Source organism: Gloeobacter violaceus PCC 7421 (genome assembly GCF_000011385.1).
GTDB lineage: Bacteria > Cyanobacteriota > Cyanobacteriia > Gloeobacterales > Gloeobacteraceae > Gloeobacter > Gloeobacter violaceus.
Genome location: NC_005125.1, coordinates 2,851,903 through 2,875,363 on the forward strand (window position 1 = coordinate 2,851,903; position 23,461 = coordinate 2,875,363).

The following is a 23,461-nucleotide window of genomic DNA, read 5'->3' on the forward strand; positions in this document are numbered from 1 at the left end:
CTGCAACAGGTTGAACCTGGAACGGTTCAAGATCTTTTTTCAAACAACTTGTTAGGGATGTACTGTCCGGTCGCCACAATCGCAGCTCCCCTGGCGGACTCATGCCGAAGCGCACCCCCAACTGTGGGCTTACCCAGCCTTCCATCCGCTCGATACCCACCAATGCCGCTCCCTCGCGTACAAACCCGTCCAATGTGCCTTCGTCCGGGTCGTAAAGGTAATACTCTTCAACGCCGTGGCGATGGTAGAAGCTTACTGTTTTGGGGCAGGTCATTTACACATGCGCTCAATTGTCATTCATCTTGCCGACACTACGCGCGAAGCAGTTCGCACCCAGCTTTCTGAGATTGCCGAGTATACTAGCGGCGACGAGTGGCGCTATCCCCATCGCTCATCCGCACCCGTCCTCTACATTCAGTTCTACGACGATTACGAGAGAGAGGTTGAGCCGGGCGAGATGAATTCACTGGCGTCCGAGTTGGACCAGATGCCCTCCGTAAGCATCATTGCTCATGTTTCCGGTCGTGTGCCAGGCGGGGCTGAGGTCAGATGGTTCACGGAGTCCGTCCTGGGAACTTTTCGCGGGCTTGCGCAGGACGAGTATTCACCTCATTACTGGACGGTTGCGGAGATTCGTTCGCAGGCGATTGCACACGGGCATCCGTTTTTTGACTATGAAGGCTGGCATGAAAACACACCAGCGGTCTAACCATGCGGCGCAGCGAACCCGGCCATCGCACCCTGGTTGCAAGCGCATCCCCTCGCAAGCCGGGTCGCTGAGCTTGGGTCGTTAGACGGCGAATGGAGACCCCTCCACCAAGTGCCACTGCAGCGCAAATCATCGAGGTGCTTCGGCAACTAGGCGGCATGCCGATACTTGTGGCGCTTGACGATAGGCGGATCCTAACAGTCCACAATATCGCGTGGGGCCAAGACTTCGCCGATCCCGAATACCACGTCACGACGAACATTAGCCCCGTGCCAAATGTGCCCCACGTTGTTGACGTCTTTAGTACCGCAGCCGTTGTACGAATCACTGACCCCATTTCCGGAGACGTACACTTCGATAAGTCGTCGCCGTCCAACAACGCGTTGGAGCGAACGCGGGAGGAATAAAGTGCTAGCATTCAGAACACATCAGCGCGTCGCCTAACGCGGACGTCAGGCGTCATTAGCACGTCACTCCCATGGAGCTACACGAAATGGCAGACCGCGTGGATTCCAAGGAGACGTTCTTGGAGTTCGTTGGGGCTTTGCGCGCCGATTGGGAGACATCGCGTGCTGAGGAGAGCGCACAGCCATCGTCACCATGTAGCCCAGCCGCACGCGGCTGGGAGAATCCTGACCTTGGGCGCTTTCTTGGGGCGTTGCACGCTTGGACAGAGGACATGGGCGACCGAGTAGCACCGCAGCCGAGTTGGCGGACGTTCGCTGACATGTTGATGGCCGCCAAGATTTACGAGTAGGATTTGAGAGTCACATGACCATGACGCCTAAACTAAATTCGTTCCACTGTAACGGGCTGGTTATCCAGTAGAGAGCACGTCATGGGATTAGGACTCGAAGTTGGAATACTGGCTGACCTCAAGACAGAGACGGTCGATGAAGAGGGCTACGAGTACTTTCGAAATCAATTCGATTTGCTCAACGCTCTGCTGAACAAGAACAACCTACCTGCCCACAACGAACCGGAAGATGTACCGATCTTCACTTGTGGTATGTACGGGTATGGAGGGCTCCACTATCTGCGGCGGATCGCGGCGCACCTACTCGTTAACGGCACTGTTCCCGATCCGTGTGTTGAGAATCCAACAGGTGATCTTGTATACCAGGAATGTTACGACGCAATCGCAACGATGCAGGATGCTCGATCACCTGAAGAAAAGCGATTTGATCATCTGTTATGCCACAGCGACGCACAAGGATTTTATATCCCAGTCGAATTCGACGAAGTTCTATTGGATTTAGATGAAACTGGTCTCTTGGGTTTTCAAGTCGGGTCGTCGTCTGTCCTGGTACGAGAATGTACGGCGCTTGCAGAGGCTATCGGCCTGCCAACGGATATCGATCCGCAAGATGCCATATTGAATGACAACTGCAAAACTCAAGGTCAAGGAACGGGATGGCACAGATACGGCATCGAATCATACGTTTGTATCCAGTTGCTAAATGCTGCAAGACATTCCGTGGTCACTGGTGCGGCGATCCTTTTTACGTAAGCGTATTCGAGTTCTTCTTGCCGGGGCCAGTCCTCGCAGACAGGCTTTCTGCCTTGATCTTGTGTGTTGGGTTGGGGGACTTGCCATTGGCCTCGCAGCGATTAGGTTAGGCGCGAGTAGTGCAAAGGCGGAGCATTGATGTTCTCGATGTGTCCGTGGCACAGATCAAACATTGATGAGTGCGCGGGCCTACTCAGGTATGACCGGATCCAAGGGCGTCCTGCACTGCGCCGTCGTAAACTTTGGCGTTGAACCAGTTTGGGTAAGTGGCCACAGGTTCGGTCGACGCGTCGAGGCCATAGATCTCTTCAGTAGTAAGCGCCAGATCGGCGGCACCCAGGTTGTCGGCAAGTTGGCTTGCGCGGCTGGCTCCCACCAAGATCGAGGCGACATACGGGCGCGACAGCAACCAGGCGAGTGCTACCTGCGCAGGGGTAGCGCCGTGCACCGCCGCGATTTCTCGGAGTTTGTCAACCACGGCGTAGCCACGCTCGCGGTCGAAAGGCAGAAAGTCGAAGCCGGTGAGCCGCCCGCCACCACCTTCCGGGTCCTCGCGGGTATACTTGCCGCTCAAGAAGCCGCCCGCCAGAGGACTCCAGACGGTAATCCCCACCCCGGCATCCAGGGCGAAGGGCACTACCTCGTGCTCCAGATCGCGCCCGACCAGCGAGTAGTACATCTCGTTGGCCCGAAAGCGCTCCCAGCCGTGCTCGCGCTGCAGGCCGACCGCCTTTGCCGCAAGCCACGCCGGCCAGTTGGAGTAACCCACATAGCGCACCTTGCCCTGGCGTACCAGAGAATCCAGCGCTTCGAGGGTCTCTTCTAAAGGCGTGTACGGGTCGATGCGGTGCACGAGATAGACGTCGATATAGTCGGTACCCAACCGCCGGAGGCTGCCCTCGGCGGAAGCGATGATGTGCCGGCGCGAGAGGCCCGAGTGGACCAGCGCCTCGCCCGTGCGCATGCCGACTTTGGTGGCGATGGCCACATCCTGCCTGCGGTTGCCCAGGGCCTTGCCCAGCATGATTTCAGACTGGCCGCCCGCGTAGGCGTCGGCGGTGTTGAAAAAATTGATCCCGGCGTCAAGGGCCTGGGCGACCAGCCGATCCGCCCCGGCCTGGTCCACCTTGTAGACTGAGGCAAAAGCCCCTTCGCCCGAACCGAAGGTCATCGCCCCAAAGGCGAGCCTGGAAACGATCAGCCCTGTATTCCCCAAGCGTGTGTACTGCACGGCTGTGCTCCCCTCGGTATGGTTGCGCCCCCAGCCTAGCCTCGGCCGAAAAGAGAAGCCGCTTGCGTGCAACCCATCGCTCCCTACGCGGTAGGCTTCAGAAAATATAGCCCGCCCCGTGGCTCACCCGCGCCAGGGCAGAATAGGGATTTTTCATTCACCGGCCATGCTGAAACTTTACGAGTACCCGCCCTCGGGCAACTGCTACAAAATCCGGCTATTGCTGGCCCAACTTGGCATCCCGGTCGAGCGCGTCACCGTCGATATCCTCAAAGGCGAAAGCCGCACCCCCGCCTACTTGCAGCTCAACCCCAACGGCAGGGTGCCGCTATTGGTGCTCGACACGGGCGAAACACTCACCGAGTCGAACGCCGTGCTGTGTTATCTGGCGGAGGGCACGCCCTACTGGCCCGCAGGACGCCTGGAACGCGCCCGGGTGCTGGAGTGGATGTTCTTCGAGCAGTACGAGCACGAACCGAACATCGCTACCTCCCGCTTCTGGATCGCCTACTTGCAAAAAGCCGAAGCGTTCGCCGAGGCACTTGCCCAGAAGCAGCAAAAGGGACACGCGGCCCTCGGTGTCATGGAAAATCACCTGGCGCGGCACGATTTTCTGGCGGCGGGGCGCTACACGGTGGCTGACATCGCTCTGTACGCCTATACCCACGTGGCGGAGGAAGGGAATTTCAGCCTCGCGAACTATCCGGCCGTCCGCTCGTGGCTTGCGCGGGTTGCGGCTCAAGCGGGCCATATCCCAATCACCGCGTGAGTGCGGCCCCGCCGGAACCGCTCTAGCGGCGCATCAGCACGTAGTAATTGAGATTCCTTTTGCAGTGGTTGAGCCAGGGTTGCGGCTCTCCGCGCAACCATCTCCAGACCGCCTGCAAATCCCAGGGATTCCAGGGAAAGGTGCGGGGACTGTCGGTGCGAAAGAGCAGCCGGTAGTCCTGCGTGGTCCGCCCGTCGCAAGGGCCGTCGTCATCGGGAAGCAGGGCGTCTTGACGAAATTCGACCAGAGGACCGTAGAAGGCCGTGGGCAGCACCACCAGATAGTCGCCGGAAGCGACGGCGGTGGCCTGCGGGGAGCGAAAAACGCTGTAGGGCGAATAAGGGTCGAGCACCGACAAGTTGTAGCGGCTGTCCGCGGGCGCGTCGGAGCGCAGGTCGAACTGCCGCTCTGAAAGCCCCCGCGACTTCAAGAAGCGGGCAAAGCTCAGATAAGCCTCGAAGCCGCTGTTGCGGTTGGTGTTCAGGTAGATGTTGGCCCGCCTGTTCGGGTGGCGGCGAATGTCCTGAACCAGGTAATCGAGCGCCAGGTTGTAGTTGATGGGCACGTAGCGCAGCCGGTTGATCTGCGCCAGCGAGTTGGGAAAAATGGACGCGAAGCGGTTGGCAGGTTCGGCAAAGGCGAAGTAGGCCGCTGCCCCCACCCCCATCGCCACCCCCACCGGCAGCAGCGGCGAGGCTTTGATCTGCCGGAATTCGCCCAGGTAGAACACCCACGCCGGGAGCGCAAACACGTAGGTGGGCAGCAGGTAGTACTGGGCGGTGATGCCGAGATAGAAGAAGACCGCGACATAGACGAGGGCCGCGCCCAGCATCGGGTCGTAGACCGGGTGGAGCGGGCGTTTGGCGGCCAGAAGCTGATAGGCCCGCACCAGCACAGCCGGAATCAGACACAAAGGCAGCAGCGGTTCCCAGGTCAGAAAGTACCCGAGGGTCTGATCGAGACTCTGGGCACCGCGGATCTGGGCATAATTTGCACCTCCCCCACCGGCGAAGACAGAATAGAGGACACCATAGAGCACCGCACTGAGCAGCAACAGGCCGTCGAGTACCTTGGCCTGCAGCAGCGAAGTTTTCCAGCCCAGCAGCAGGTGGCCAAGCACAAAGCTCCCCAACGTCAAAAAAACCGGTTCTTTGTGGTAGAAGGCCAGGTTCGCAGCCACTAGGGCGACGACGCCTACCAACCACCTGGGGCGATCGAAAAAGTGAAGGTAGGCAAGCAGAAATACGGCAAACCAGAAGATTTCGCCGCGCTCGGGGACCAATAGCCGGAACCAGGCCTGGAAAAATCCGTAGGTTGTGATGGCAAGAGCGACCACGACGACGCACAAGGCCCGGCTACCATTCACCCGCCTGAGCAGCAGATAGAACACCAGGGCGAACAGCACCAGTTCGACGGCGTTGAACAGGTAATAGGACCACGGGGTCGGTGGCAGAACTTGTGCCACCAGGTTGTATTCCCAGCCATTGAGCGGATAAAACCGGCCACCCCCCATGAAAGTAGAAAAGGGCAGCCACCGACCCGCCTGGATTGTGTCGAGGAAATAGTAATCATCGTTGGGGCCAAACTGCGGATTGGCGAGTAAAGCAGTGACATATATCGCAAGCAAAAGCAACAATGCGCCACCCGCCATCCAACTGCGCATTCACTTTCTCCCGTCAAATCGTCGAGCCAAGAGCAACAGCGCCAAACGTCCCAACCAGTAACTTAGAAGGGCGGCCAGGCTGGCTCAGTGTACCCCAAAGCGCGGTTGCTCGCTTCCTATAGTGCAGGGAGCGAGCAGGCGGAAACAGGAGCGGTCGGTACTAACAGTTGCCAGGCCGGTTCAGGCAGACGTTATTGAGCAAATCAAGAAATTGCGAGTCAGGGACAGAACTTCCCTGCAGAAGGATGGTTGGATCGACATATCCATAGGAGGTAACACCAATCACGCGGTTGCGACCGGCATTGAGACCGCCGAATTGCCCAGAAGAGGAAAATCCAAAATTTTGAATCCAGGGGCCGCCGCTCGAACCACCGGTCATGTCCGATCCGTACTCGACGCTGTTGGGAACATTGGTACGGTAACTACCGGAGGTCACTTGATGCATCAGCAAGCCGCTGTCGAAGGTACCGGGATACCCGAGCGAAATTGCATGATTGGGGAGCAGACTGAGGGTCTGATACCCCAAATAACCGGTGATACTGCCCAGGGTAAGCGTTCCGAAGGCAGGGTTGTCAGCCGCCTGCAACATGGCGAAATCCGCAGCGTTTGGAAAAGAGCCCCCGCCAAAATACCAGGAACTCGTCGTGTTGGCATAGGCCCAGTTCCAGACTCCGTAGGGGGCAAATCCATTGTTGTAAGAAGGAACAAAAAGAAAGTTCTGGTAGTAACCCTGTACGGAGCCATTTCCACTGTGAATACAATGCCCTGCGGTCAAGATCACGCGCGGCCTGAGCACCGAAGCTGAGCAAACAAAGTCTCCCACACCGGGTTTGGTGAAGAAGAATTTGCCCACTGTCGAGTAAGGGTAGAACGCATCCGCCGACAAAGGAACCAGTTGTGAACTGGTAAAATAAGCGCCTCCATTACCAACGTCTTGAGGCACAGGCTGGGTGGAGCTATCTATCGCGGAAGATTTGTCGGGTGCAAACAGCTTTTGGCCCTTCTCAGAACGGATAGCTTCGGAGGGTGGCTTGCCCTCGCCGGAGGCGGGTGTTTGCGTGGCCGAGGGTTTAGTTTCTTCCTCATCTCGATCGCGGTTAATCTCACTATTTTGCGATTGGGCTGGCAAAGGCATGGGCTTGGCATTGCGCAACCGTTCAGGCGTCCAGTATTTGGACAACTCGGCATCCGTGCCATAGAGCTCAAGCGCTTTATTCTCAATTGCTTCTTGAGCGAATGCTGCCGAATACTGTCCCATCAGCAACCCTGCTACCAGGCAAGTAGCGGCGCATGAATACACCACACGATTTGCTAAATAGTCGCGAAGCATGAAATACTCCTTGGTGCTAGAGAGCGTTAGCGAAGTTGGTTGGAAGACCCTGTCAAGGCATCAAGATGATTGCAACTTCAATGTATTTATCGAAGTCAAATCCGTTGGACTCTACCTTGATTTAGTCCGAAGCCTACCAGATTATGCACACTCTACTTAGTTAGTTTTCACGTCACTTAAATGAAAAAATCAACGATGAATCTGAAGTTTGCACTCAAAGCATTGTAAATTCAGCAGCTTGCGCGATTAAAGAGAACCGCTGCGGATGCACCTGGGGTCTGCCTCGGCCCGAGAAGCCTCCCGGCACCCGGCGCTTTAAGCAAGCCGCTCACCTGTCCAAGGCCAGGTAGTTAAAACTACTGCTTGAGAGTGTCCCGTCTGACACGATAAGCAAGAGTTTGTTTACTTTTGGCCATCCTGATGACTATTAGCCTCCCACTGACTTCCACCAGGCTGGGCTTGCCCGGGCGCTACTACACCGACCCCGACTTCTACCAGCGCGAGTTGAAAACCGTCTGGCGCTCCACCTGGCAGTGGGTCGGACGGCTTGAGGATTTGAGAAATTCCGGCGATTATCTGACGACGATCCTGGGTGAGGAACCCATCTTCGTGGTCAAAAACGCCGAGGGCGAGCTTCTGGCGATGCACAACGTCTGCCCGCACCGGGGGGCGCGGCTGTTGCCTGAAAAGCAAGGCAGTTGCAAGTTCCTGCAATGCCCCTACCACGCCTGGACCTTCGATCTCGAAGGCAAATTGCTGGCCGTCTCCCAACCCAAATGGTTTCCGGATCTCGACAAATCGTCCGTCCGGCTTGCCAGGGCGCGGGTGGCCAGTTGGGGCGGCTTCGTGTTCATCAATCCCGACCCTGAAGGTGAGTCCCTCGCCGAGTACCTGGCGGGCTATCCCGAGTACCTGGGCGGCTGGCCGCACCGCTGGGAGGAACTGCGGGAGGTGGCACGCACGGTCTACGAGGAACCGATCAACTGGAAATTTATCGTCGAGAACTACGTCGAGGACTACCATTTCGCCACCGCCCACGCGGGGAGCCTGGTGCCTTTGTTCGATGTGCAGAATATCCGCACCACCCCCACCGGCCGCCACATCCCGATTCTGGTGCCCTATACGCCCGAGCCGCCCGCAGACCCGGCCTTCCTCAAGCATTGGGAAGCGGACGTGCCTTCCTATCAGGGCTTCATCTTTCCCAACATGATGATCAACACCGGCAAGAACGGCTGCTCGGTGTGGCAGGTGACGGCTTTAGGACCGGAGCGCTCGCGCCTGGAGACGGTCACCTACCAGACCCCCGCCCAGTACGCCGCCGACCCCTACGTTCCCGAATCCTGGCAGCAGGTGATGGAGGAAGACTTCTCCGTCTGCCGCCTGCTGCAACGGGGAATCGGCTCGCGGGCCTATCAGGTGCGCGCCCTGGCAGGTGAGCACGAACTGGGAGTCGCTCACTTCCACCAGGTGCTGGCCCAGTATCTCTAGGGCGCTCACTTCAGGGTGAGCGTCTCGGTACGGCCGCTACCGTCGATTTTGAGCACGCGGAAGTTGCCGGTGTCGGCGATGTACAGATGGCCCCGCTCGTCCACACCGACGGCGAACGGGTCGTTCAAGCGGGCGGCGGCGGGCGGCTCGCCCCCGGCCACCGTCGAGATCGTGCCGTCCGGTGCGATCCGGCGCACGCGGTTGTTGTTGGTGTCGGCCACAAAGAGATTGCCCCGGTGGTCGGCTACGGCCAGTTGGGGCCGCTCCAAGCGGGCCTTCACCGCCGGGCCGCCGTCGCCCCCGAAACCGGCCTGCCCGGTGCCCGCCACCGTGCGAATCGTCCCGTCCGGCCCGATGGAGCGGATCCGGTTGTTGCCGGTATCGGCGATCAGTATCCGTCCGTCGGGCGCCACGGCGACCCCCCAGGGAAAATCGAGCCGGGCCGCCGTCGCCGGGCCGCCGTCACCGCTGTAGCCCGCTTGCCCGGTGCCCGCCACCGTGCGAATCGTCCCGTCCGGCCCAATCGTCCGGATGCGGTGGTTATAAGTATCGGCCACCAGCACGTTGCCCAGGGCGTCCACCGCCACCCCGGCCGGATCGTTGAATCTGGCCTGCTTTGCCGGGCCGCCGTCGCCGCCGTAGTCGGCCTCGCCGGTGCCCGCGATCGTCTCGATGCGCCCGTCCGTACCGACGCGACGGACGCGGTGGTGGTTGTGATCGGCGATGTAGAGGTTGCCCGCCCGGTCGCGGGCGATGCCCATCATAAAAAGCCCCGCGCGGGTCGCCGGACCGCCGTCGCCCGAGTAGTCGCTTGTGCCGTTGCCGGCAATCACCGTAGGTAAGCGTCCAGGGACGAGTTTGAGAATCTGGTTGCGGCTGTGCTCGACGACAAAGAGTTCACCCGCGGGGGCAGGCAGCACAAAGACCGGGTACAAAGGCTCCTCTGCGACTTTGATGTGGTTTCCGGCCACGACGCTGCGCAGCGCAAAACTTCCCAGCGCCGTCCCCAACAGCGCAAACCACACCCATCGGGAGTCAAACCGCCGAGACTTTTCTTGCATCGCGTATTATTCGTTCAGGTCACTTGCACCCTAGCCTGAACCAGGGTAAACCCTCCGGAGCCTCGTTGTGCTGAGCAAGTTCGTCGCGGGCAATCCGCTGGAACGGTTTTTTTCGTTGGCGGGGAACGCCTGCAACGGCATCTTTCTTATCAACGCAGCGGCGCTATTCGTCCCGCCCCGCCCCCTCGATCCGGTCTGGGAGGTGCAACTCATCGGCGGCCTGGTGAGCAACGCGCCGCTGTTGCTGGTGGGGATTGCCCTTGTAGGCGCGGGGCGTTACCTGCGCGAGCAACCCGAGCGCTTTCGCAGTCTGCAGATTTACGCCTACGCCCTGGCGGGGGTGTTCGCCCTGTGCGTGCCACTTCTGGTGGTGGACAGCCTGCGGCTCTACCGCGACGCCGCCGGGCGCGTCGATGCGGAGCAAAACCGCACCGCCGCCAAGATCGAGCGCCAGCAGACCCGTCTGGAGGCGGCGGTGGCCGGCGGGAATGTGCCCGCGGGTCTGGATCTGGCCCAGGCGCGCGAGCGGCTCACAGCCGCCCAGGCCCAGACCCGCCTGGAGGCGGAGCAGGCCCGCTTCCAGGCGCGGATCAACTACGGCAAGCTCGCCGTCAGCAAAATCGCCCTGCTCGTTGTGATCGTCGGCACGCTGCTGTTGTTCGGGCGGCTCAGCCAGCTTGCGGCCCGGGGAATTGCCCTCGATCCCGATATCGTCGGCTGAAAAAATTCAGGTGTGGAAACCGCTCCACGGCGGGTACGGTTTTCTCCTCCGGGGCGGATCCGGGGGCTCATTACCGTAGAGACATGAAGCCCATGGAGACAAAACCGATGGTAATGATGCGTTTCAATCCCGATCGCGACATCGATGCTCTGCGCAGCGACATGATCGACCGCGTGTTCGGCGGGCTGCTCGGTCCGCTGAGCGGCCGCGATCTTTCCCCGGCCATTCGCGTCTGGGAGAGCCCCGAAGCCTTTACCGTCCAGGCGCTCGTACCCGGTCTGGACCGCGAGAGCCTGGACATTCAGGCCGCTCCCTACGGCCTGTCGATGGGCGGCAAGATTCGCTTCGCCGCACCGGAAGGGGTCACCGTCCGCCACAGCGAGTTCGGCAACGGTGAATTTCGCCGCACGCTGCAGCTGGCCACCCAGATCCGCTCCGAAGCGGTTCAAGCCGGCTACAGCGACGGCATCCTCACCGTCACCCTGCCCAAAGTCGAGTCCCAGCGCGTCGTGAAAGTCAAACTGGCCGAGACGGTGGACACCACCGCCGCCCAGTCCAACTAACTCCCACCGGCCTTACTCCCCTCCCCTGCCTAGCGGGGGAGGGGTCCAAGAGGCGAACTGGTCGTCTCTTTGCTGCTCTGTCTGGGCGGGTCCCAGCAGCAGATAGGCCCCGTAGCGGTTTTGTACTTTCAGTTGCGACAGCGAGGCGATCTGTCCGACTTCCGACTGCCGCGCCACTACCCACAAACTCGGCTCGCTGCGCAACAGGCGGGCCAGTTGCTCAGGAGAGCGGGGGTTGGCGACCCGCCGCCGGGCATAGAAAGGCGGCAGGTAGGTTAGCGGTCCATAGAACGCCAGCGGCGAGCGGCCCACCCGGTCGATGTACTGCACCTGGGGTGTGGAGACGTAGGCGTCGACCCTGGCCATGAAGACGATCCAGACCAGGTTGGCCGTGACGCCGCCGGTGGCCAGCAGTCCTGCAACGGCGAGGCGCCCGCGCCCCAGCCCAAAGCAGACGACGGTGAACAGAGTGGCTGCGATCAGCCAGAGGCCGGGTCCGTAGGTCAACCAGCCCCAATCGACGGGGGTATCGAGGTAAGCGCGGGCGGACGGATCGTCCAGATAAGGTTCCAGCAGCGCCGGGTGGTTGCCGATATAGGGCAGCGCGAGCATCGGGGCTGCCAGCACCAGGGCCACGAGCACCAGGGCCGCCAGTTCCAGCGGATGGGGGCGCAGTTTTCCCTGCTGCAACCGGTAGAGAATGCGCGCGGCCAGAAATGCCCCCGGCACCTGCAACAGCGAGGCGTAGTGGATGAGCTTGGTTTTGACCAGAACCTCAAAAAGCACCAGGATCAGGACAAACAGCACCATCGCCAGGATCTGAAAGCGCCGCTCGCGATAGAAAGCCCGTTCGCTAATCCCGCGCAGCAGAAAAATCGAAAACGGGAAACAGCCCAGTAAAAAGACGAGGGTGTGGAAAAAGGGCACGCCGGGGTGGCCGTCGTTGGTACCGGTGATCCGCAATTGATAGGTGACAAATTCGCCGACAAAGGCCGGGCCGTGGGCCAGGGTCTCCAGGGCAAACCAGGAACCCGCCACCGCGAGCGCCGCGAGCAGGCCCAGGCCCACCGACCACGGCGAAAGTCGCGGTCTGGAGACAAAGATTTTGTAGATCGCAAAGCCAGGGATGACGATGGCCAGGGCGAGCGGTCCTTTGACGAGCACCGCAAAGCCCAGGCACACAGACGCCAACCCCAGATAGCCCCCCGGCAGCCGGCCGGGCCGGGGAATCGGCGGATCGAGCCAATCGCTACGGTGCCCCTCGTCGTAGGCAAATAGACACACCAGGCTGCTCAGTACAAAAAAGTTGAAGGTCGGATCGATGAGGCCGAGCTTACCCTGTACTGCGGGCAAAATCCCCAGTCCAAAGAGAGCCGCCCACAAAAACCCGAAGCCGGGCGAGACGATAAAACTGCCGGCCAGAAACACCAGTGCCCCGGTGGCGGCGGTGAAGATGGTGCTCGGCAGCCGGGCTGCCCCTTCGCTGACGCCGAACCAGTGAAAGCTCAGCGCCTGCAGCCAGAAAAAACCTGGCGGCTTCTCAAAAAACGGCACGTAATTGACGAAAACCCGCAGATAATCGTTGCGCTCGACCATCTCACGGGCAGCTTCCGCGAAGATCAACTCGTCCCAATCAAAGAGATGCAGCGAACCGATAAAGGGCAGATAGGCCGCCAGCAGCAGGCCAAAGACCCCCGAGGCCATCGCCAGGAGCGCACCGAAGGTAACGGGTCTTGAGGCAGTGGACAGTCTGCTTGCCATGACATTCTGCAGCCAGGGATCAGTGGCAAGTTAGCAAATTTAACGGCGCTGGTACAATCGGGGGCGAACAGCGGTGCGGGGTATAGGGCTTGGGCTGGTGCGTCAGAGGAATCCGGGGAGCGACGACCGTCGAAGAAAACAGCAAAGCAGCGATCGAGCAGGCGGTTGTCGAATTGATGGCTTCGATCTGCGAGCGCAACGTCTTTGAACCCCAGGACATCGGCTGCGTCATCTTCACAGCCACCAGTGATCTCGACGCGCTGTTTCCTTCCCAGGCCGCCCGCTGCCACCTGCGCGGCTGGGAGAACGTGGCCCTACTGGATCTGGCCCAACTGGAGGTGCCGGGCAGCATTCCCCGCTGCATCCGGGTGCTGCTGCAGATCAACACCCCCCACCCCCAACCGGAAATCCAGCACGTCTACCTGCGCGGCGCCCGCGGGCTGCGGCCCGACCGGGTTTAGGCAGGCGACAATATACGAATTATCAGCGCCCGAACGGCGACTGCCCTTGAGCGACGAAACTACGAAAATGGATAGCAGTTCTCCTGTCTCCTCTGAAATGCCCGCCTGGGTACCCGCAAATATTGAGGAATTACAGCAACTTGTGCTCGTCCAGGACGCCCAGAAAGACCGCCTGTACGCGCTCGTGAGTGAATTGGGCAATTTGTTCGACGCACTGCACCCGGTTTTGGATGCAGTAGTACCCGGATGGTGGGAAAAGCAACAGCCCTTGTTGAAAATTCGAGAGGAACTGGCTGGTTGGCAGCCCGAGCGTGTCTGTGAGGCAAAACATCGCCTGGGGCTTGTCGTTCGAGGACTGCCTCCCAAAGAAGCAGCGGAAACGCTCCAGAAGCGGCGAACCACCTTGACAGATGAACAACGCCAAGAGCTTGGGTATTGATTGCTAGTTTCCTCTCGAGCTGAGGTGGCGCCTGCCGGTTGTCGGGGCTACGGGCACGCGACTGTTGTGGCACAATCCAATTCGGTCTGTTGCTGGATCTTCGATGCGCCAAGTCCGTCCGTTCCCGTGGTTGCCCGCAGGCGTGCTGCTGGGACTGGCCTGCACTGCTCCGGTCTACGCCCAGAATCTGCCTGCCGCCACCGTCGAGTGCGACGTGTTCATCGCCGGGGGCGGTTTCGGTGGGGTGGCGGCGGCGATCGAGGCGCTGGAATTGGGCAAGAAAGTCTGCATGAGCGAGATCACCGACTGGATCGGCGGCCAGGTTACCCAGCAGGGAGTCTCGGCCCTCGATGAGCGGCCCCTGCAGCGCAACAATCCCAACCTGTTTGCCCGCGGCTACGAGCAGTTTCGCCAGGCCGTGCGCGCCAAATATGGCGGCGAGCACAACCCTGGCCGCTGCTGGGTGAGCGAACTGTGTTTTTCACCCCAGGTGGGGGTACAGGTGCTCGAAGAGCGACTTGCCCCGTTCAGGGCCGGCGGGCAACTGACGCTGTTGACCGACACCGTCGTCAAGACCCTCGAAGTAGAAGGAGGTCGGGTGCGCTCCCTCACCACCCTCACCCACATCCCCAGAAATTCTGCCCAGGGAGTCAACAGCCGCCCGCTGTCGTCTTTTTATCGCGACTGGTACGACCCGCGGCCTTCGGAATTTTTTGATAAACGTCCCACCCGCTTTGTCCCCACCGCTGCCCGTCGGGGCAAACAGGTGGAGTGGGTGGTGATTGACGCCACCGAGACCGGCGAACTGTGGCCCCTGGCAGGCGTGCCCTACCGGGTCGGCACCGACCGACAAAACCGCTGGGAACCCTCCGCGCATCCCGACGGTGAAGACCCCTACTGCACCCAGGGATTTACCTACACCTTCGTCATGGAGCAATCCGACGCGCCCCGGACCCACACCAAACCGCCGGGGTACGACTCGCTCTACAACGGCGGCTACTACAGCTACGAGGCGGAGCGCTTCAATTTCCCGATGATCTTCACCTACCGCCGCATCCGCGGAACCGTGGACGGTATGGGCCTCGAGGCGATGCGCCCCGGAGATCAGTCGATGCAGAACTGGACCTGGGGCAACGATTGGCGGGTTTCTACCGCCAACACGAATTTGATCCTCACCGAGGAGCAGTTACGTCTTCAGGGACAGCTCTCTTCAGGCGGCTGGCAGGGAGGCTTGCGCCCGGAGGCGCTCGCCATGGCCGAGGAGCACGCCCTGGGCTACTTTTACTGGTTGGTGGCGGGCACCACCGATTCGCAGCTGCAAAAGAACAACCCAAACTACGTCAAACCGGTCTATCCCAACTACACCTACCTGGCGGGCGCCGCCAGCCCGATGGGCACCGCCCACGGCCTGTCGCGCTATCCCTACATCCGCGAAGGACGGCGGCTGGTGGGACGGCCCTCGATTGCTTATCCGTACGGATTCACCATCTACGAAACCGACATCTCCCGCGCCCACCAGGACCCGGTGCTCAATCCCGACCGGCCTTTTATCTTTCTCGATTCGGTCGGTATCGGTCAGTACCCGATCGACTTTCACGCCTGCATCAAAGAAAATTTTGAGCCCTCGCCCTACGAAGCGCGCGAAGCCCCTGCGGCCAGCTACCCCTACCAGTTACCCCTGCGCGCCCTGATTCCTCAAAAAATCGACAATCTGCTTGCCGGAGCCAAGAACATCGCCACCAGCCACATCACCAACGGCTCCTACCGCGTCCATCCGATCGAATGGGCAATCGGGGCGGCGGCGGGCAACACGGCGGCTTTTGTGCTCGATCGCGATATCACCCCAGCTTCGATCGTGGCAGGGTTAGATGCGGTCAACCCCGACGCCGACAAACGGCTGCGCGCCCTGCAACGGCAAATTGTCTCGCGCGGCAACCCAATCGCCGTGCCCGGCACGACCATCTTTGAGACCCAGTGGGCGGATTACAAGTGATCCCTGATCGATCTGCCAAACGGGGGCTTCTCAACGAAAGCACGGGGTTTCAGCCCACGAGCAATCAACGTTTCACCAGTGTCCGACCGATCGGGGATAGATATGGCTTTGCGCTGCACGTTGGGTCTGTGATCAGGTAACAGTCTCAATAAACGTGTCATCGAGCGAGGTCCGAATCAAGAACATGCAACCGCCGCGCGTCGAAGGCCCGTGCATCGAGCTTGGCTGCGAGCGCACGTAATCGCCGGGACCGTAGATTTCGCCGTCGATCTCCAGATCGCCTTCGAGCATGAATATCTCCTCGAAACCGGCGTGCAGGTGATCCGGATATTTGACGCCGGCCTCGGCACGGAACACCCCGACCAGTTCGCGCCGCGCTTCGTCCACGCGCAGCCTGGCAATCGCCGTTCCCGGCACGATAAAAGGCTCCCACGGCAATTCGGCGGCGCGCAGCGCGAAATAAGGCACAGCTGGGACGCAGACGGCGGGTGTTTTCGGCTTTTCCAGGTCAAGCCGCTCGAAAAGACGGGTTTTGAGATCCGCCGACACCGCAACTGCGGGTGCTCCGTAGGGCAGGACAGCTACCGCCCTCTGGTAAGCTGCCAGTTCCGCCGCCAGTTCCGGAAAATGCGCGAGTTCGTGCTCGACCAGCAAGCGCTCCCGCTCATCGAGGATATCGAGGGCGTGGAGGGGGGCAAGTTCGCAAAAACAGGGATCGGGGCTCATGGCGTTTCGCCTGGGTTGCCATCATTGTACTAATTTTGCGGTTTTCCAGAGCCCTAGCCCCCATTTCCCAGAGCGTCGCGCAACTTGTTGAGCCCCAGGCGGATGCGGGTTTTGACGGTACCCAGCGGTTTACCCGTTTGGGCGGCGATCTGCGTGTGGGTGAGCCCCTGGTAGTACGCCAGTTCCAGCACCCGCCGCTGCTCGTCCGGCAATCGTTCGAGCGCGGCGCTCACCCGGCCCCGCCATTCGATCAGATCGAGTTGCTCGGCGGTGTCGGCTTCCCGAATCGGCCACTGCACGTGCGCTTCTTGCACCGAAGCGTTCCGGGCACGGGCGCTGCGCTGCAGAGCGCGCAGGCGGTCGAGCGACCGGCTGCGGGTGAGCATAAAAAGCCAGGCATCGACGCGGCTGCGGCGGGCGTCGTAGCTTGCGGCCGTGCGCCACACCTGGCAGAAGACATCGAGAACCACTTCCTCCGCCTCCTCGAGCGAGCCCAAGATCTTGAACGCCACCGCCGCCAGCATGCGGACGTAGCGATCGTAAAGCTCGGAGAGCGCCGATTGATCCTGGCGGGCGATTCTGGCCACCAGCGCGGCTTCGTCGGTGCGGTTCGGGTCTGTCATCGGAATTGCCGGGATCGTCGGTACTATCGGGTATTGACGTCTCCAGCCACACAGGTTGCCATCCTTAGTTAAACATCTGCGGAGACTACACTTGATGCAAAGCGTCGGGGCGTCGATGACGGTTGCAAGCAGGGCAAGGCCCTTTCTCAAGTGGGCCGGGGGAAAAACCCAACTGCTCGATCAGATCGCCGAGCGCTTCCCGGCGGTCCTCAAACACGGCCAAATCGATCGCTACGTCGAACCGTTCATCGGCGGCGGCGCTGTCTTTCTATACGTCGCCCAGCGCTATGCGGTCGAACAATTCGTGCTCTTCGACATCAACCGCGAATTGATCCTGGCCTACCGGACCCTGCAGAGGGCGGCGGACGATCTGATTGAAAAGCTCGAAGCGCTCGGGTTGCACTACCACGCCCTGGACGGCGACGAGCGGCGGGGGTTTTTCTACCGGGTGCGCGAGCGGTTCAACACGCTCGCGGGTGAGATCGACTACGACCACTTCGACGGGCGCTGGGTGGAGCGCACCGCCCAGATCATCTTCCTCAACCGCACCTGCTACAACGGCCTGTTTCGGATGAACACCAAGGCGCAGTTCAACGTTCCTTTCGGCCGCTACCGCAACCCCAGTATCTGCATGCCGGAGAACCTCAAGGCCGTCGCTGCCCTGCTCGCCCGTGCGCGCATCGAATGGGGCGATTTTACCGACTGCGCGGCGCTGGCCGGGCCGGGGACGTTTATGTACTTCGATCCGCCCTACCGGCCCCTGAGCAAGACGGCGCGCTTCACCGCCTACTCGGCTTTTGGTTTCGACGATGCCGAGCAGTTGCGCCTTGCACAGCTGTATCGCACCCTCGATGCCGCTGGGGCAAAGCTGATGCTCAGCAATTGCGATCCGCTCAACACCGATCCGGCGGATGATTTTTTTGAGCGGGCCTACGCCGGCTTTGAGATCCGCCGGGTGCACGCCAGCCGTCTGGTCAACTGCCGGGCCGCTCGCCGGGGCGTCATCACCGAGTTGCTCATCACCAACTACCCCCAGACTGCGGGCGGGTAGGCCGCAGCGCCCGCTGGAGTAAGATCGCTCCATGCTGAAGGGTGTCAGTCTGTATCTGGTCGGCATGATGGGGTCCGGCAAATCGACGGTGGGCCGGCTGCTCGCTGAAAAGCTGGGCTACGGCTTTGTCGATCTCGACGCGCTCATCGAACAGGTAAGCGGCAAGCGGGTGGGCGAAATTTTTGAGCGCGAGGGCGAAGCGGTTTTTCGTGATCTCGAAAGCCGGGTGCTCGCCGAGGTGAGCGCCTACACCCGTCTGGTCGTCGCCACCGGCGGCGGCGTGGTGCTCGCCCGGCGCAACTGGGGCTATTTGCACCACGGAGTGGTCGTCTGGCTCGACGCCGATATCGAGACGCTGCTCGGGCGGGTGGAGCACGAACCTGGCACCCGGCCCCTGCTTGCCGGCGGCGACAGGCACCTGCGCCTGGTCGAACTGTTGGGCGAGCGCGCCAGGCTTTACGCCCAGGCGGACGTGCGCGTGAGCGCGGCGGGACTGCCGCCGGCAGTGGCCGAGGAGACGCTGCGCTGTCTGGCGGCGCGTCTGGCGGAGGACAGTGCTCCGTGAAACATGGACAGGCGTCCGCGCGCACCCTTAGGCTGAAGCAAAGTTTGGGAGGCGGCCATGGATGATCGACTGGAGGCGCATCTGCTGCGGCTTTGTGCCGTGGGCGAAAGGCAGGCGGAGACTGCCGAGCGGCAGCACCAAAGCATCGAAGCGTTGGCTGCCGGGTTTATCGAGCAGGGGCGGGCCGTCACCGAACTCGCCCATACCGCCCGGGTGGTGGTCGAGGGGGTGCGCCGGGCGGCGGAGGCAAGCGAGGCGGCGGCCCTGCTCACACGCCGCAACACCGAGGCGCTGGCTGCCCTGATGGCCGAGTTGCGCCGGGATCGGCCCTGAATCATGAGCGAACCGCTCGATATCGTGCTGCTGTCGAACGGCCCCGGTGAACTGAACACCTGGGTGCGCCCGGTGGTGGCCGAACTGGTCCGCCGTTGGCCGCAGGCCCGCCTGTCGGTGATCCTGGCCCCCGACGGCAACAGCTCCGGCAAGGAAGAACAGATGGCACTCTCGATACCGGGCGTCGCCCGCGTGCAACCGGCACGGGCCTATGGGCGCTTTTTGCTCACCGGCCGCACCGCCGCCGGTTGGGATTGGTCGCGCCGCGGTCTGGTGCTGTTCTTGGGAGGCGATCAGGGGCTCTCGGTGATCGTCGCCCGCCGGTTGGGCTATCCGATCGTCGCCTACGCCGAGTGGCAGGCGCGCTGGACGCGGTTTATCGATCGCTTCGGCTTGCGCGAGGAGCAGGTACGCGCCCGCTCGGGCCGCGAGCGCTTCGCGGGCCAGTTTCAGGTGGTGGGTGACTTGATGATCGACGCGGCCCGTTCGACGGGAGCCGGCGGCCGCCTTCAGGTGCGCCGGGCCCTGGGACTGGACGATGCGGCCCAACTGCTCGCCCTGCTGCCGGGTTCGAAGCCCGCCAAGCTCTCGATGGGCATCCCCCTGATGTTGGGGATTGTCGAAGGGTTGGCGCGGCGGCGGCCGGGGCTGCACTTTGTGCTGCCGGTGGCGCCGGGGCTCGCCGCCGCCGACCTTGAGCGCTTTGCCCGACCCGGCAATCCGGACCTGTCTCTGGTGGAGGGTCTGAGCGGCCGGCTGGTGCGCGACCAGGGCGGCGTCGAGTACCTGCAAAGCCCCGGCGGGGCGCAGGTGCGCCTCTGGTTCGAGCGGCCCGCCTACGACCTTTTGGCCCAGAGCGATCTGGCCCTCACCACGGTCGGGGCCAATACGGCCGAACTGGGCATCCTCGGGGTGCCGATGATCGTGATCATCCCCACCAACCGCCTCGATGCGATGCGCGCCTGGGACGGCGTGCCGGGCCTGTTGAGCGGTCTACCCGGCCGCCTGGGCGCTTCGATCGCCGCGGCCATCAACAAGCGCCTGGTCGGACGGTTGGGGCTTCTGGCCTGGCCCAACATCCGGGCAGGGCGGATGTTGGTGCCGGAACTGTGCCGCCGCCTCTGCCCCGGCGACTTGTTGCCCATCGTCGAAGAGTGGCTCGACGATCCGGCCCGCCGCCGGGCGGTCGCCTGCGAGTTGCGCCAGGCGATGGGGCCGGACGGGGCCGCCCGCGCTTTTGTCGATCTGGCCGCGGCGACTCTGGCCGGCAGCCAGCCGGCCTGATCGCCGGATGCTTGCGGTTGTCGGCTCGAATACGGCACAATTCCCCTGAGCACCACACAACAGCGCGATGAAACTTGGGGAACTGGCGGCACACCTCGGTTGCCCGGTAGAGGGCAACCCGGATGTCGAAATTCGCGGTCTGGCCTCGATCCAGCAGGCCGGGCCCGGCGAACTCAGCTTTATCGAAAGCGAAAAGTACGCGCGCTTTATCAAACTCACCCGCGCCGAGGCGCTCATCCTCGACTGGCGCACCCCGGTCTCCAAGGTGCCCTGCATTCGCAGCGAGCAGCCGCGCCTCACGTTTGCCCACGCCCTGGAACTGTTCTATCAGCCGCGCCGGCCGGCACCGGGCATTCACCCGACCGCCATTCTGGGTGCCAACGTCCAACTGGGCGAGAACGTACACCTGGGGGCCTACGTCGTCATTGGAGACGATGTCACGATCGGGCCTGAAGCTGTGATCTATCCCAACTGCACGATCTACAACGACGTGCGCATCGGGGTGCGCACGGTTGTTCATGCCAACTGCGTCCTCCACGAGCGCACCAAAATCGGTGACGAGTGCATCGTCCAGTCCGGGGCGGTGGTGGGTGGCGAAGGGTTTGGTTTTGTTCCGACCCCCGAGGGCACCTGGCACAAGATGCCCCAATCGGGCTACGTGCGCGTCGAAGATCAAGTCGAAATCGGCTCCAACGCTGCCATCGACCGGCCCTCGGTCGGTTTTACCCACATCGGCCGGGGCACCAAAATTGACAACCTGGTGATGGTGGGCCACGGCTGCGAGATCGGCGAGCACTGCCTGCTGGTGGGCCAGGTGGGCCTCGCGGGCGGCGTCAAACTCGGCCGCAATGTCGTGCTGGCCGGGCAGGTGGGAGTGGCCGGTCACGCCGCGATCGGCGATCGCACCGTGGTCTCGGCCCAAAGCGGCATCCCAAGCGATGTGGAGCCGGGGACCGTCGTCTCCGGTTCCCCGGCCCTGCCCCACGCCCTGTGGCTGCGCACCTCGGCGCTCATCCGCAGGTTGCCGGAACTGTTTCAAAACCTGCGCGATTTGCAGCGCAAAGTCGCTTTGTTGCAGCAGCGGCTCGATTCCGGCCACCACTGAGAATGTGCTAGTTTCAGGGATGTTTGCGGCCCGGACCGATGGTTGAACCCAAGGACGAACCTTCCAAGGAGCCAATGTTTGGCTTCACCCCCTTCGCCGAGCAGTTGAACGGTCGCTTGGCCATGATCGGATTTGTCCTCACGCTGATTATCGAAGCGCAGACGGGTCAGAGCCTGCTGCGCTGGATGGGTCTGGCTTAGCGATGACGGTGCGTCTGCTGCTCGCTTCCGCTTCACCCCGTCGGCGCGAACTGCTCTCTCAGATAGGCGTAGCCTTCGAGGTGAAGCCCAGTGCTTTTGAAGAACGCATGGACCCGGCCTTGCCGCCCGAACAGCTGGTGGTCCAGAACGCCCTTGGCAAAGCCCTCAATGTCCAGAAGCGCGCCCCGGCCGAGTTAATTTTGGGTGCCGACACGGTGGTGGTCTTCAACCGCCGCATCTACGGCAAACCCACAGGACCGGCGGACGCCGGGCGCATGCTGGGCGAACTGCAGGGACAATGGCATACGGTCTATACGGGTATTGCCCTGGTGGAGGAGCGGCGCTGGCGGGTGGCCGAGCGCGCCACCCGGGTCAAACTGCGCGCCATGACCCCGGCACAAATTGCCGCCTACGTGGCGGGTGGTGAACCCCTCGACAAGGCGGGCAGCTACGCCATCCAGGGATTGGGAGCGGCCCTGGTCGAGCAGATCGACGGCTGCTACAGCAACGTCGTCGGTCTGTCGCTGCCGCTTTTGGTCGACTTGCTCGCCGAGTTCGACCGGCGGGTTTTCTAGGTCGAAGGCTACGGCTTTGCGCAAAGGGCAGTGGGCTCGATTCCCCCCGATGGGGTAGACCCTGACGATAGGATAAAGGGGCTTGCACGCGGAGCAGTTTCTGCTTCCCCCACATGTTGCAGTCCGTTCGCTTCTGGGTCCTGGCCATTGTATTCGTATGGATGAGTGTGTGTATTGCCCCTGTGCACGCCGAAGTCTGGCAGGGCACGGGCCAGGTGGTGAGCGGCCCCGGCACGGGGGCGGCGGTCTCGCTTACGGTCGATTACGACGGCCAAAAGCTCAAGGCGCTCTCTGGACCGCCTCTAGAAGGTTCCCAGGTGCGCATCGACCAGCAGGGGGACGTGCTGGAACTGACGATTTTTCGCGGCAATCAGGTGGTCAAATACCGGCTCAAGCGGGTGGCTCCGGGCGGCGAGACCCCAAAAGGCAATCCGCAGGAGCAATCGCGGCGGCCCTCCCCGGCGGCCCGGATCTTTTCTCCGAACAGCGGCTAGCATTGTGGACGCAGGCACTTTTCGCGGGCGCGCTTGAAACTCGGTATCTTCACAGACGTGCACGGCGACCTGGAGCCGCTTCAAAAAGTGCTGAGAGCACTGGAGCGGCTTGGTGCCGAAAGTCTTGTGTGCCTGGGCGATCTGGTAGTCCACGGTCAGCGGCCGAACGAAGTGGTGGACCTGGTGCGTTCTCTGGCCATCCCGACGGTGGGAGGCAACCACGATCACGGCGCCGTCCACTACGGCCGCGATCCGGGCCTGGTCTTCTTCAACCCCAAATCCGAACTGCACACTTCCCTCACCCAGCCGCGCCTCACCGACACCAACCGTGAATATCTGGCCCAACTGCCCGACGCGCTCGAAGCGGCCCCCGGTGTCTACTGTGTCCACGCCTGCTACCGCGACCGCTACGGCCTTTTATACGCCCGCTCGGTAATCGAACAGATCCACGCCGACGCACCGGTTCCGGTAACTCTGAGCGGCCATACCCACCGCACCCGCATCCACATCCGTCACGCCGACGGCAGCTTTGAAGAGATCGATCCCTGGCGAGGCACCGAGCGCACCCAGGTCACCTTCACCCTCGATCGAGACGACGCCAACTACATCCTCAACTGCGGTAACACGTCGCAGTTGCTTTTCGATCGCTTCCCATCGGTGTGCGGTCTGTTCGATACCGACGAGCGGACGATTACCTGGCGGCGATTGTGTTAGGCATAGCGACTGGGGAGACGTTTCGATCCTATTTCTGTGTCCGGAAGTGGTAACACCGGACGGAGAGTGGGAGTGCTGGCAGTTGGCGAGTT

Annotated in this window: 25 protein-coding genes; 18 read left to right on the forward strand and 7 right to left on the reverse strand. The window is 61.8% G+C overall.

Annotated elements, in window-relative coordinates:
• Positions 1-280 precede the first annotated feature (280 nt).
• Together GLL_RS13880 and GLL_RS13885 are read left to right on the forward strand one after the other, a co-directional pair.
• On the forward strand, positions 281-709 hold the full coding sequence (locus GLL_RS13880) for a hypothetical protein (RefSeq protein ID WP_164929082.1): 429 nt from the start codon (positions 281-283) through the stop codon (positions 707-709).
• 838 nt (positions 710-1,547) lie between these two features.
• A complete protein-coding gene (locus tag GLL_RS13885; RefSeq protein ID WP_011142689.1) occupies positions 1,548-2,219 on the forward strand; it encodes a hypothetical protein in 672 nt (223 codons plus the stop codon).
• Positions 2,220-2,412: 193 nt separating this feature from the next.
• On the opposite strand, the gene GLL_RS13890 is transcribed toward GLL_RS13885, so the two are convergent.
• Entirely contained in the window at positions 2,413-3,450 is a 1,038-nt protein-coding gene (locus tag GLL_RS13890) for an aldo/keto reductase (protein WP_011142690.1), read from the reverse strand.
• Between the two features lie 166 nt (positions 3,451-3,616).
• Between GLL_RS13890 and GLL_RS13895 the strand changes: the two genes are divergently transcribed.
• A complete protein-coding gene (locus GLL_RS13895) occupies positions 3,617-4,219 on the forward strand; it encodes a glutathione S-transferase family protein (protein WP_011142691.1) in 603 nt (200 codons plus the stop codon).
• A gap of 22 nt (positions 4,220-4,241) precedes the next feature.
• Here GLL_RS13895 and GLL_RS13900 read toward each other — a convergent pair whose 3' ends face one another.
• Together GLL_RS13900 and GLL_RS13905 are read right to left on the reverse strand one after the other, a co-directional pair.
• Complete coding sequence (locus GLL_RS13900; RefSeq protein ID WP_011142692.1) at positions 4,242-5,882, reverse strand: hypothetical protein; 1,641 nt, start codon at positions 5,880-5,882, stop codon at positions 4,242-4,244.
• Positions 5,883-6,042: 160 nt separating this feature from the next.
• Positions 6,043-7,212: a trypsin-like serine peptidase gene (locus tag GLL_RS13905; protein ID WP_011142693.1), complete on the reverse strand. Its 1,170-nt coding sequence runs from the start codon at positions 7,210-7,212 to the stop codon at positions 6,043-6,045.
• Between the two features lie 420 nt (positions 7,213-7,632).
• On the opposite strand from GLL_RS13905, the gene GLL_RS13910 reads away from it, so the two are divergent.
• Positions 7,633-8,700: an aromatic ring-hydroxylating oxygenase subunit alpha gene (locus tag GLL_RS13910; protein ID WP_011142694.1), complete on the forward strand. Its 1,068-nt coding sequence runs from the start codon at positions 7,633-7,635 to the stop codon at positions 8,698-8,700.
• A gap of 5 nt (positions 8,701-8,705) precedes the next feature.
• On the opposite strand, the gene GLL_RS13915 is transcribed toward GLL_RS13910, so the two are convergent.
• The gene (locus GLL_RS13915; RefSeq protein WP_011142695.1) at positions 8,706-9,761 is read right to left on the reverse strand and encodes a hypothetical protein; all 1,056 of its coding nucleotides are present in this window, start codon (positions 9,759-9,761) and stop codon (positions 8,706-8,708) included.
• A gap of 67 nt (positions 9,762-9,828) precedes the next feature.
• Between GLL_RS13915 and GLL_RS13920 the strand changes: the two genes are divergently transcribed.
• Both GLL_RS13920 and GLL_RS13925 read left to right on the forward strand, forming a co-directional pair.
• Positions 9,829-10,482 carry an HpsJ family protein gene (locus tag GLL_RS13920; protein ID WP_011142696.1) on the forward strand — a complete coding sequence of 218 codons (654 nt, stop codon included), beginning with the start codon at positions 9,829-9,831 and terminating at the stop codon, positions 10,480-10,482.
• A 107-nt stretch (positions 10,483-10,589) separates the two neighbouring features.
• Positions 10,590-11,045, forward strand: coding sequence for an Hsp20/alpha crystallin family protein (locus GLL_RS13925; RefSeq protein WP_164929083.1), 456 nt, complete (start codon positions 10,590-10,592; stop codon positions 11,043-11,045).
• A gap of 12 nt (positions 11,046-11,057) precedes the next feature.
• Here the strand turns inward: GLL_RS13925 and GLL_RS13930 are convergent, their stop codons facing one another.
• Positions 11,058-12,806: an ArnT family glycosyltransferase gene (locus GLL_RS13930; RefSeq protein WP_011142698.1), complete on the reverse strand. Its 1,749-nt coding sequence runs from the start codon at positions 12,804-12,806 to the stop codon at positions 11,058-11,060.
• Positions 12,807-12,895: 89 nt separating this feature from the next.
• On the opposite strand from GLL_RS13930, the gene aroH reads away from it, so the two are divergent.
• The 3 genes from aroH to GLL_RS13945 all read left to right on the forward strand — a co-directional run bounded on the left by aroH (position 12,896) and on the right by GLL_RS13945 (position 15,699).
• Positions 12,896-13,267 carry a chorismate mutase gene (gene aroH / locus GLL_RS13935; protein WP_011142699.1) on the forward strand — a complete coding sequence of 124 codons (372 nt, stop codon included), beginning with the start codon at positions 12,896-12,898 and terminating at the stop codon, positions 13,265-13,267.
• A 46-nt stretch (positions 13,268-13,313) separates the two neighbouring features.
• A complete protein-coding gene (locus GLL_RS13940; protein ID WP_164929084.1) occupies positions 13,314-13,706 on the forward strand; it encodes a hypothetical protein in 393 nt (130 codons plus the stop codon).
• Between the two features lie 103 nt (positions 13,707-13,809).
• On the forward strand, positions 13,810-15,699 hold the full coding sequence (locus tag GLL_RS13945) for an FAD-dependent oxidoreductase (protein ID WP_011142700.1): 1,890 nt from the start codon (positions 13,810-13,812) through the stop codon (positions 15,697-15,699).
• 132 nt (positions 15,700-15,831) lie between these two features.
• Here GLL_RS13945 and GLL_RS13950 read toward each other — a convergent pair whose 3' ends face one another.
• Both GLL_RS13950 and GLL_RS13955 read right to left on the reverse strand, forming a co-directional pair.
• Positions 15,832-16,425: a cupin domain-containing protein gene (locus GLL_RS13950; protein ID WP_011142701.1), complete on the reverse strand. Its 594-nt coding sequence runs from the start codon at positions 16,423-16,425 to the stop codon at positions 15,832-15,834.
• A 53-nt stretch (positions 16,426-16,478) separates the two neighbouring features.
• Positions 16,479-17,048, reverse strand: a complete 570-nt coding sequence (locus GLL_RS13955; protein ID WP_011142702.1) for a sigma-70 family RNA polymerase sigma factor — start codon at positions 17,046-17,048, stop codon at positions 16,479-16,481.
• A gap of 115 nt (positions 17,049-17,163) precedes the next feature.
• On the opposite strand from GLL_RS13955, the gene GLL_RS13960 reads away from it, so the two are divergent.
• From GLL_RS13960 to GLL_RS13995, 9 genes are all read left to right on the forward strand, one after another.
• Positions 17,164-18,099, forward strand: a complete 936-nt coding sequence (locus tag GLL_RS13960; RefSeq protein WP_011142703.1) for a DNA adenine methylase — start codon at positions 17,164-17,166, stop codon at positions 18,097-18,099.
• A 31-nt stretch (positions 18,100-18,130) separates the two neighbouring features.
• Positions 18,131-18,664 carry a shikimate kinase gene (locus GLL_RS13965; RefSeq protein ID WP_011142704.1) on the forward strand — a complete coding sequence of 178 codons (534 nt, stop codon included), beginning with the start codon at positions 18,131-18,133 and terminating at the stop codon, positions 18,662-18,664.
• 57 nt (positions 18,665-18,721) lie between these two features.
• A complete protein-coding gene (locus GLL_RS13970; RefSeq protein WP_011142705.1) occupies positions 18,722-18,997 on the forward strand; it encodes a hypothetical protein in 276 nt (91 codons plus the stop codon).
• Between the two features lie 3 nt (positions 18,998-19,000).
• Positions 19,001-20,281 (forward strand): hypothetical protein, encoded by a 1,281-nt coding sequence (locus tag GLL_RS13975; protein WP_011142706.1) that lies wholly within the window; start codon positions 19,001-19,003, stop codon positions 20,279-20,281.
• A 67-nt stretch (positions 20,282-20,348) separates the two neighbouring features.
• Positions 20,349-21,386: a UDP-3-O-(3-hydroxymyristoyl)glucosamine N-acyltransferase gene (gene lpxD, locus GLL_RS13980; RefSeq protein WP_011142707.1), complete on the forward strand. Its 1,038-nt coding sequence runs from the start codon at positions 20,349-20,351 to the stop codon at positions 21,384-21,386.
• 38 nt (positions 21,387-21,424) lie between these two features.
• Complete coding sequence (locus GLL_RS22855; protein ID WP_011142708.1) at positions 21,425-21,586, forward strand: hypothetical protein; 162 nt, start codon at positions 21,425-21,427, stop codon at positions 21,584-21,586.
• A 2-nt stretch (positions 21,587-21,588) separates the two neighbouring features.
• Positions 21,589-22,161, forward strand: coding sequence for a Maf family protein (locus GLL_RS13985; protein WP_011142709.1), 573 nt, complete (start codon positions 21,589-21,591; stop codon positions 22,159-22,161).
• Between the two features lie 161 nt (positions 22,162-22,322).
• A complete protein-coding gene (locus GLL_RS13990; RefSeq protein ID WP_164929085.1) occupies positions 22,323-22,655 on the forward strand; it encodes a hypothetical protein in 333 nt (110 codons plus the stop codon).
• 33 nt (positions 22,656-22,688) lie between these two features.
• On the forward strand, positions 22,689-23,369 hold the full coding sequence (locus GLL_RS13995) for a metallophosphoesterase family protein (protein ID WP_011142711.1): 681 nt from the start codon (positions 22,689-22,691) through the stop codon (positions 23,367-23,369).
• Positions 23,370-23,461 lie beyond the last annotated feature (92 nt).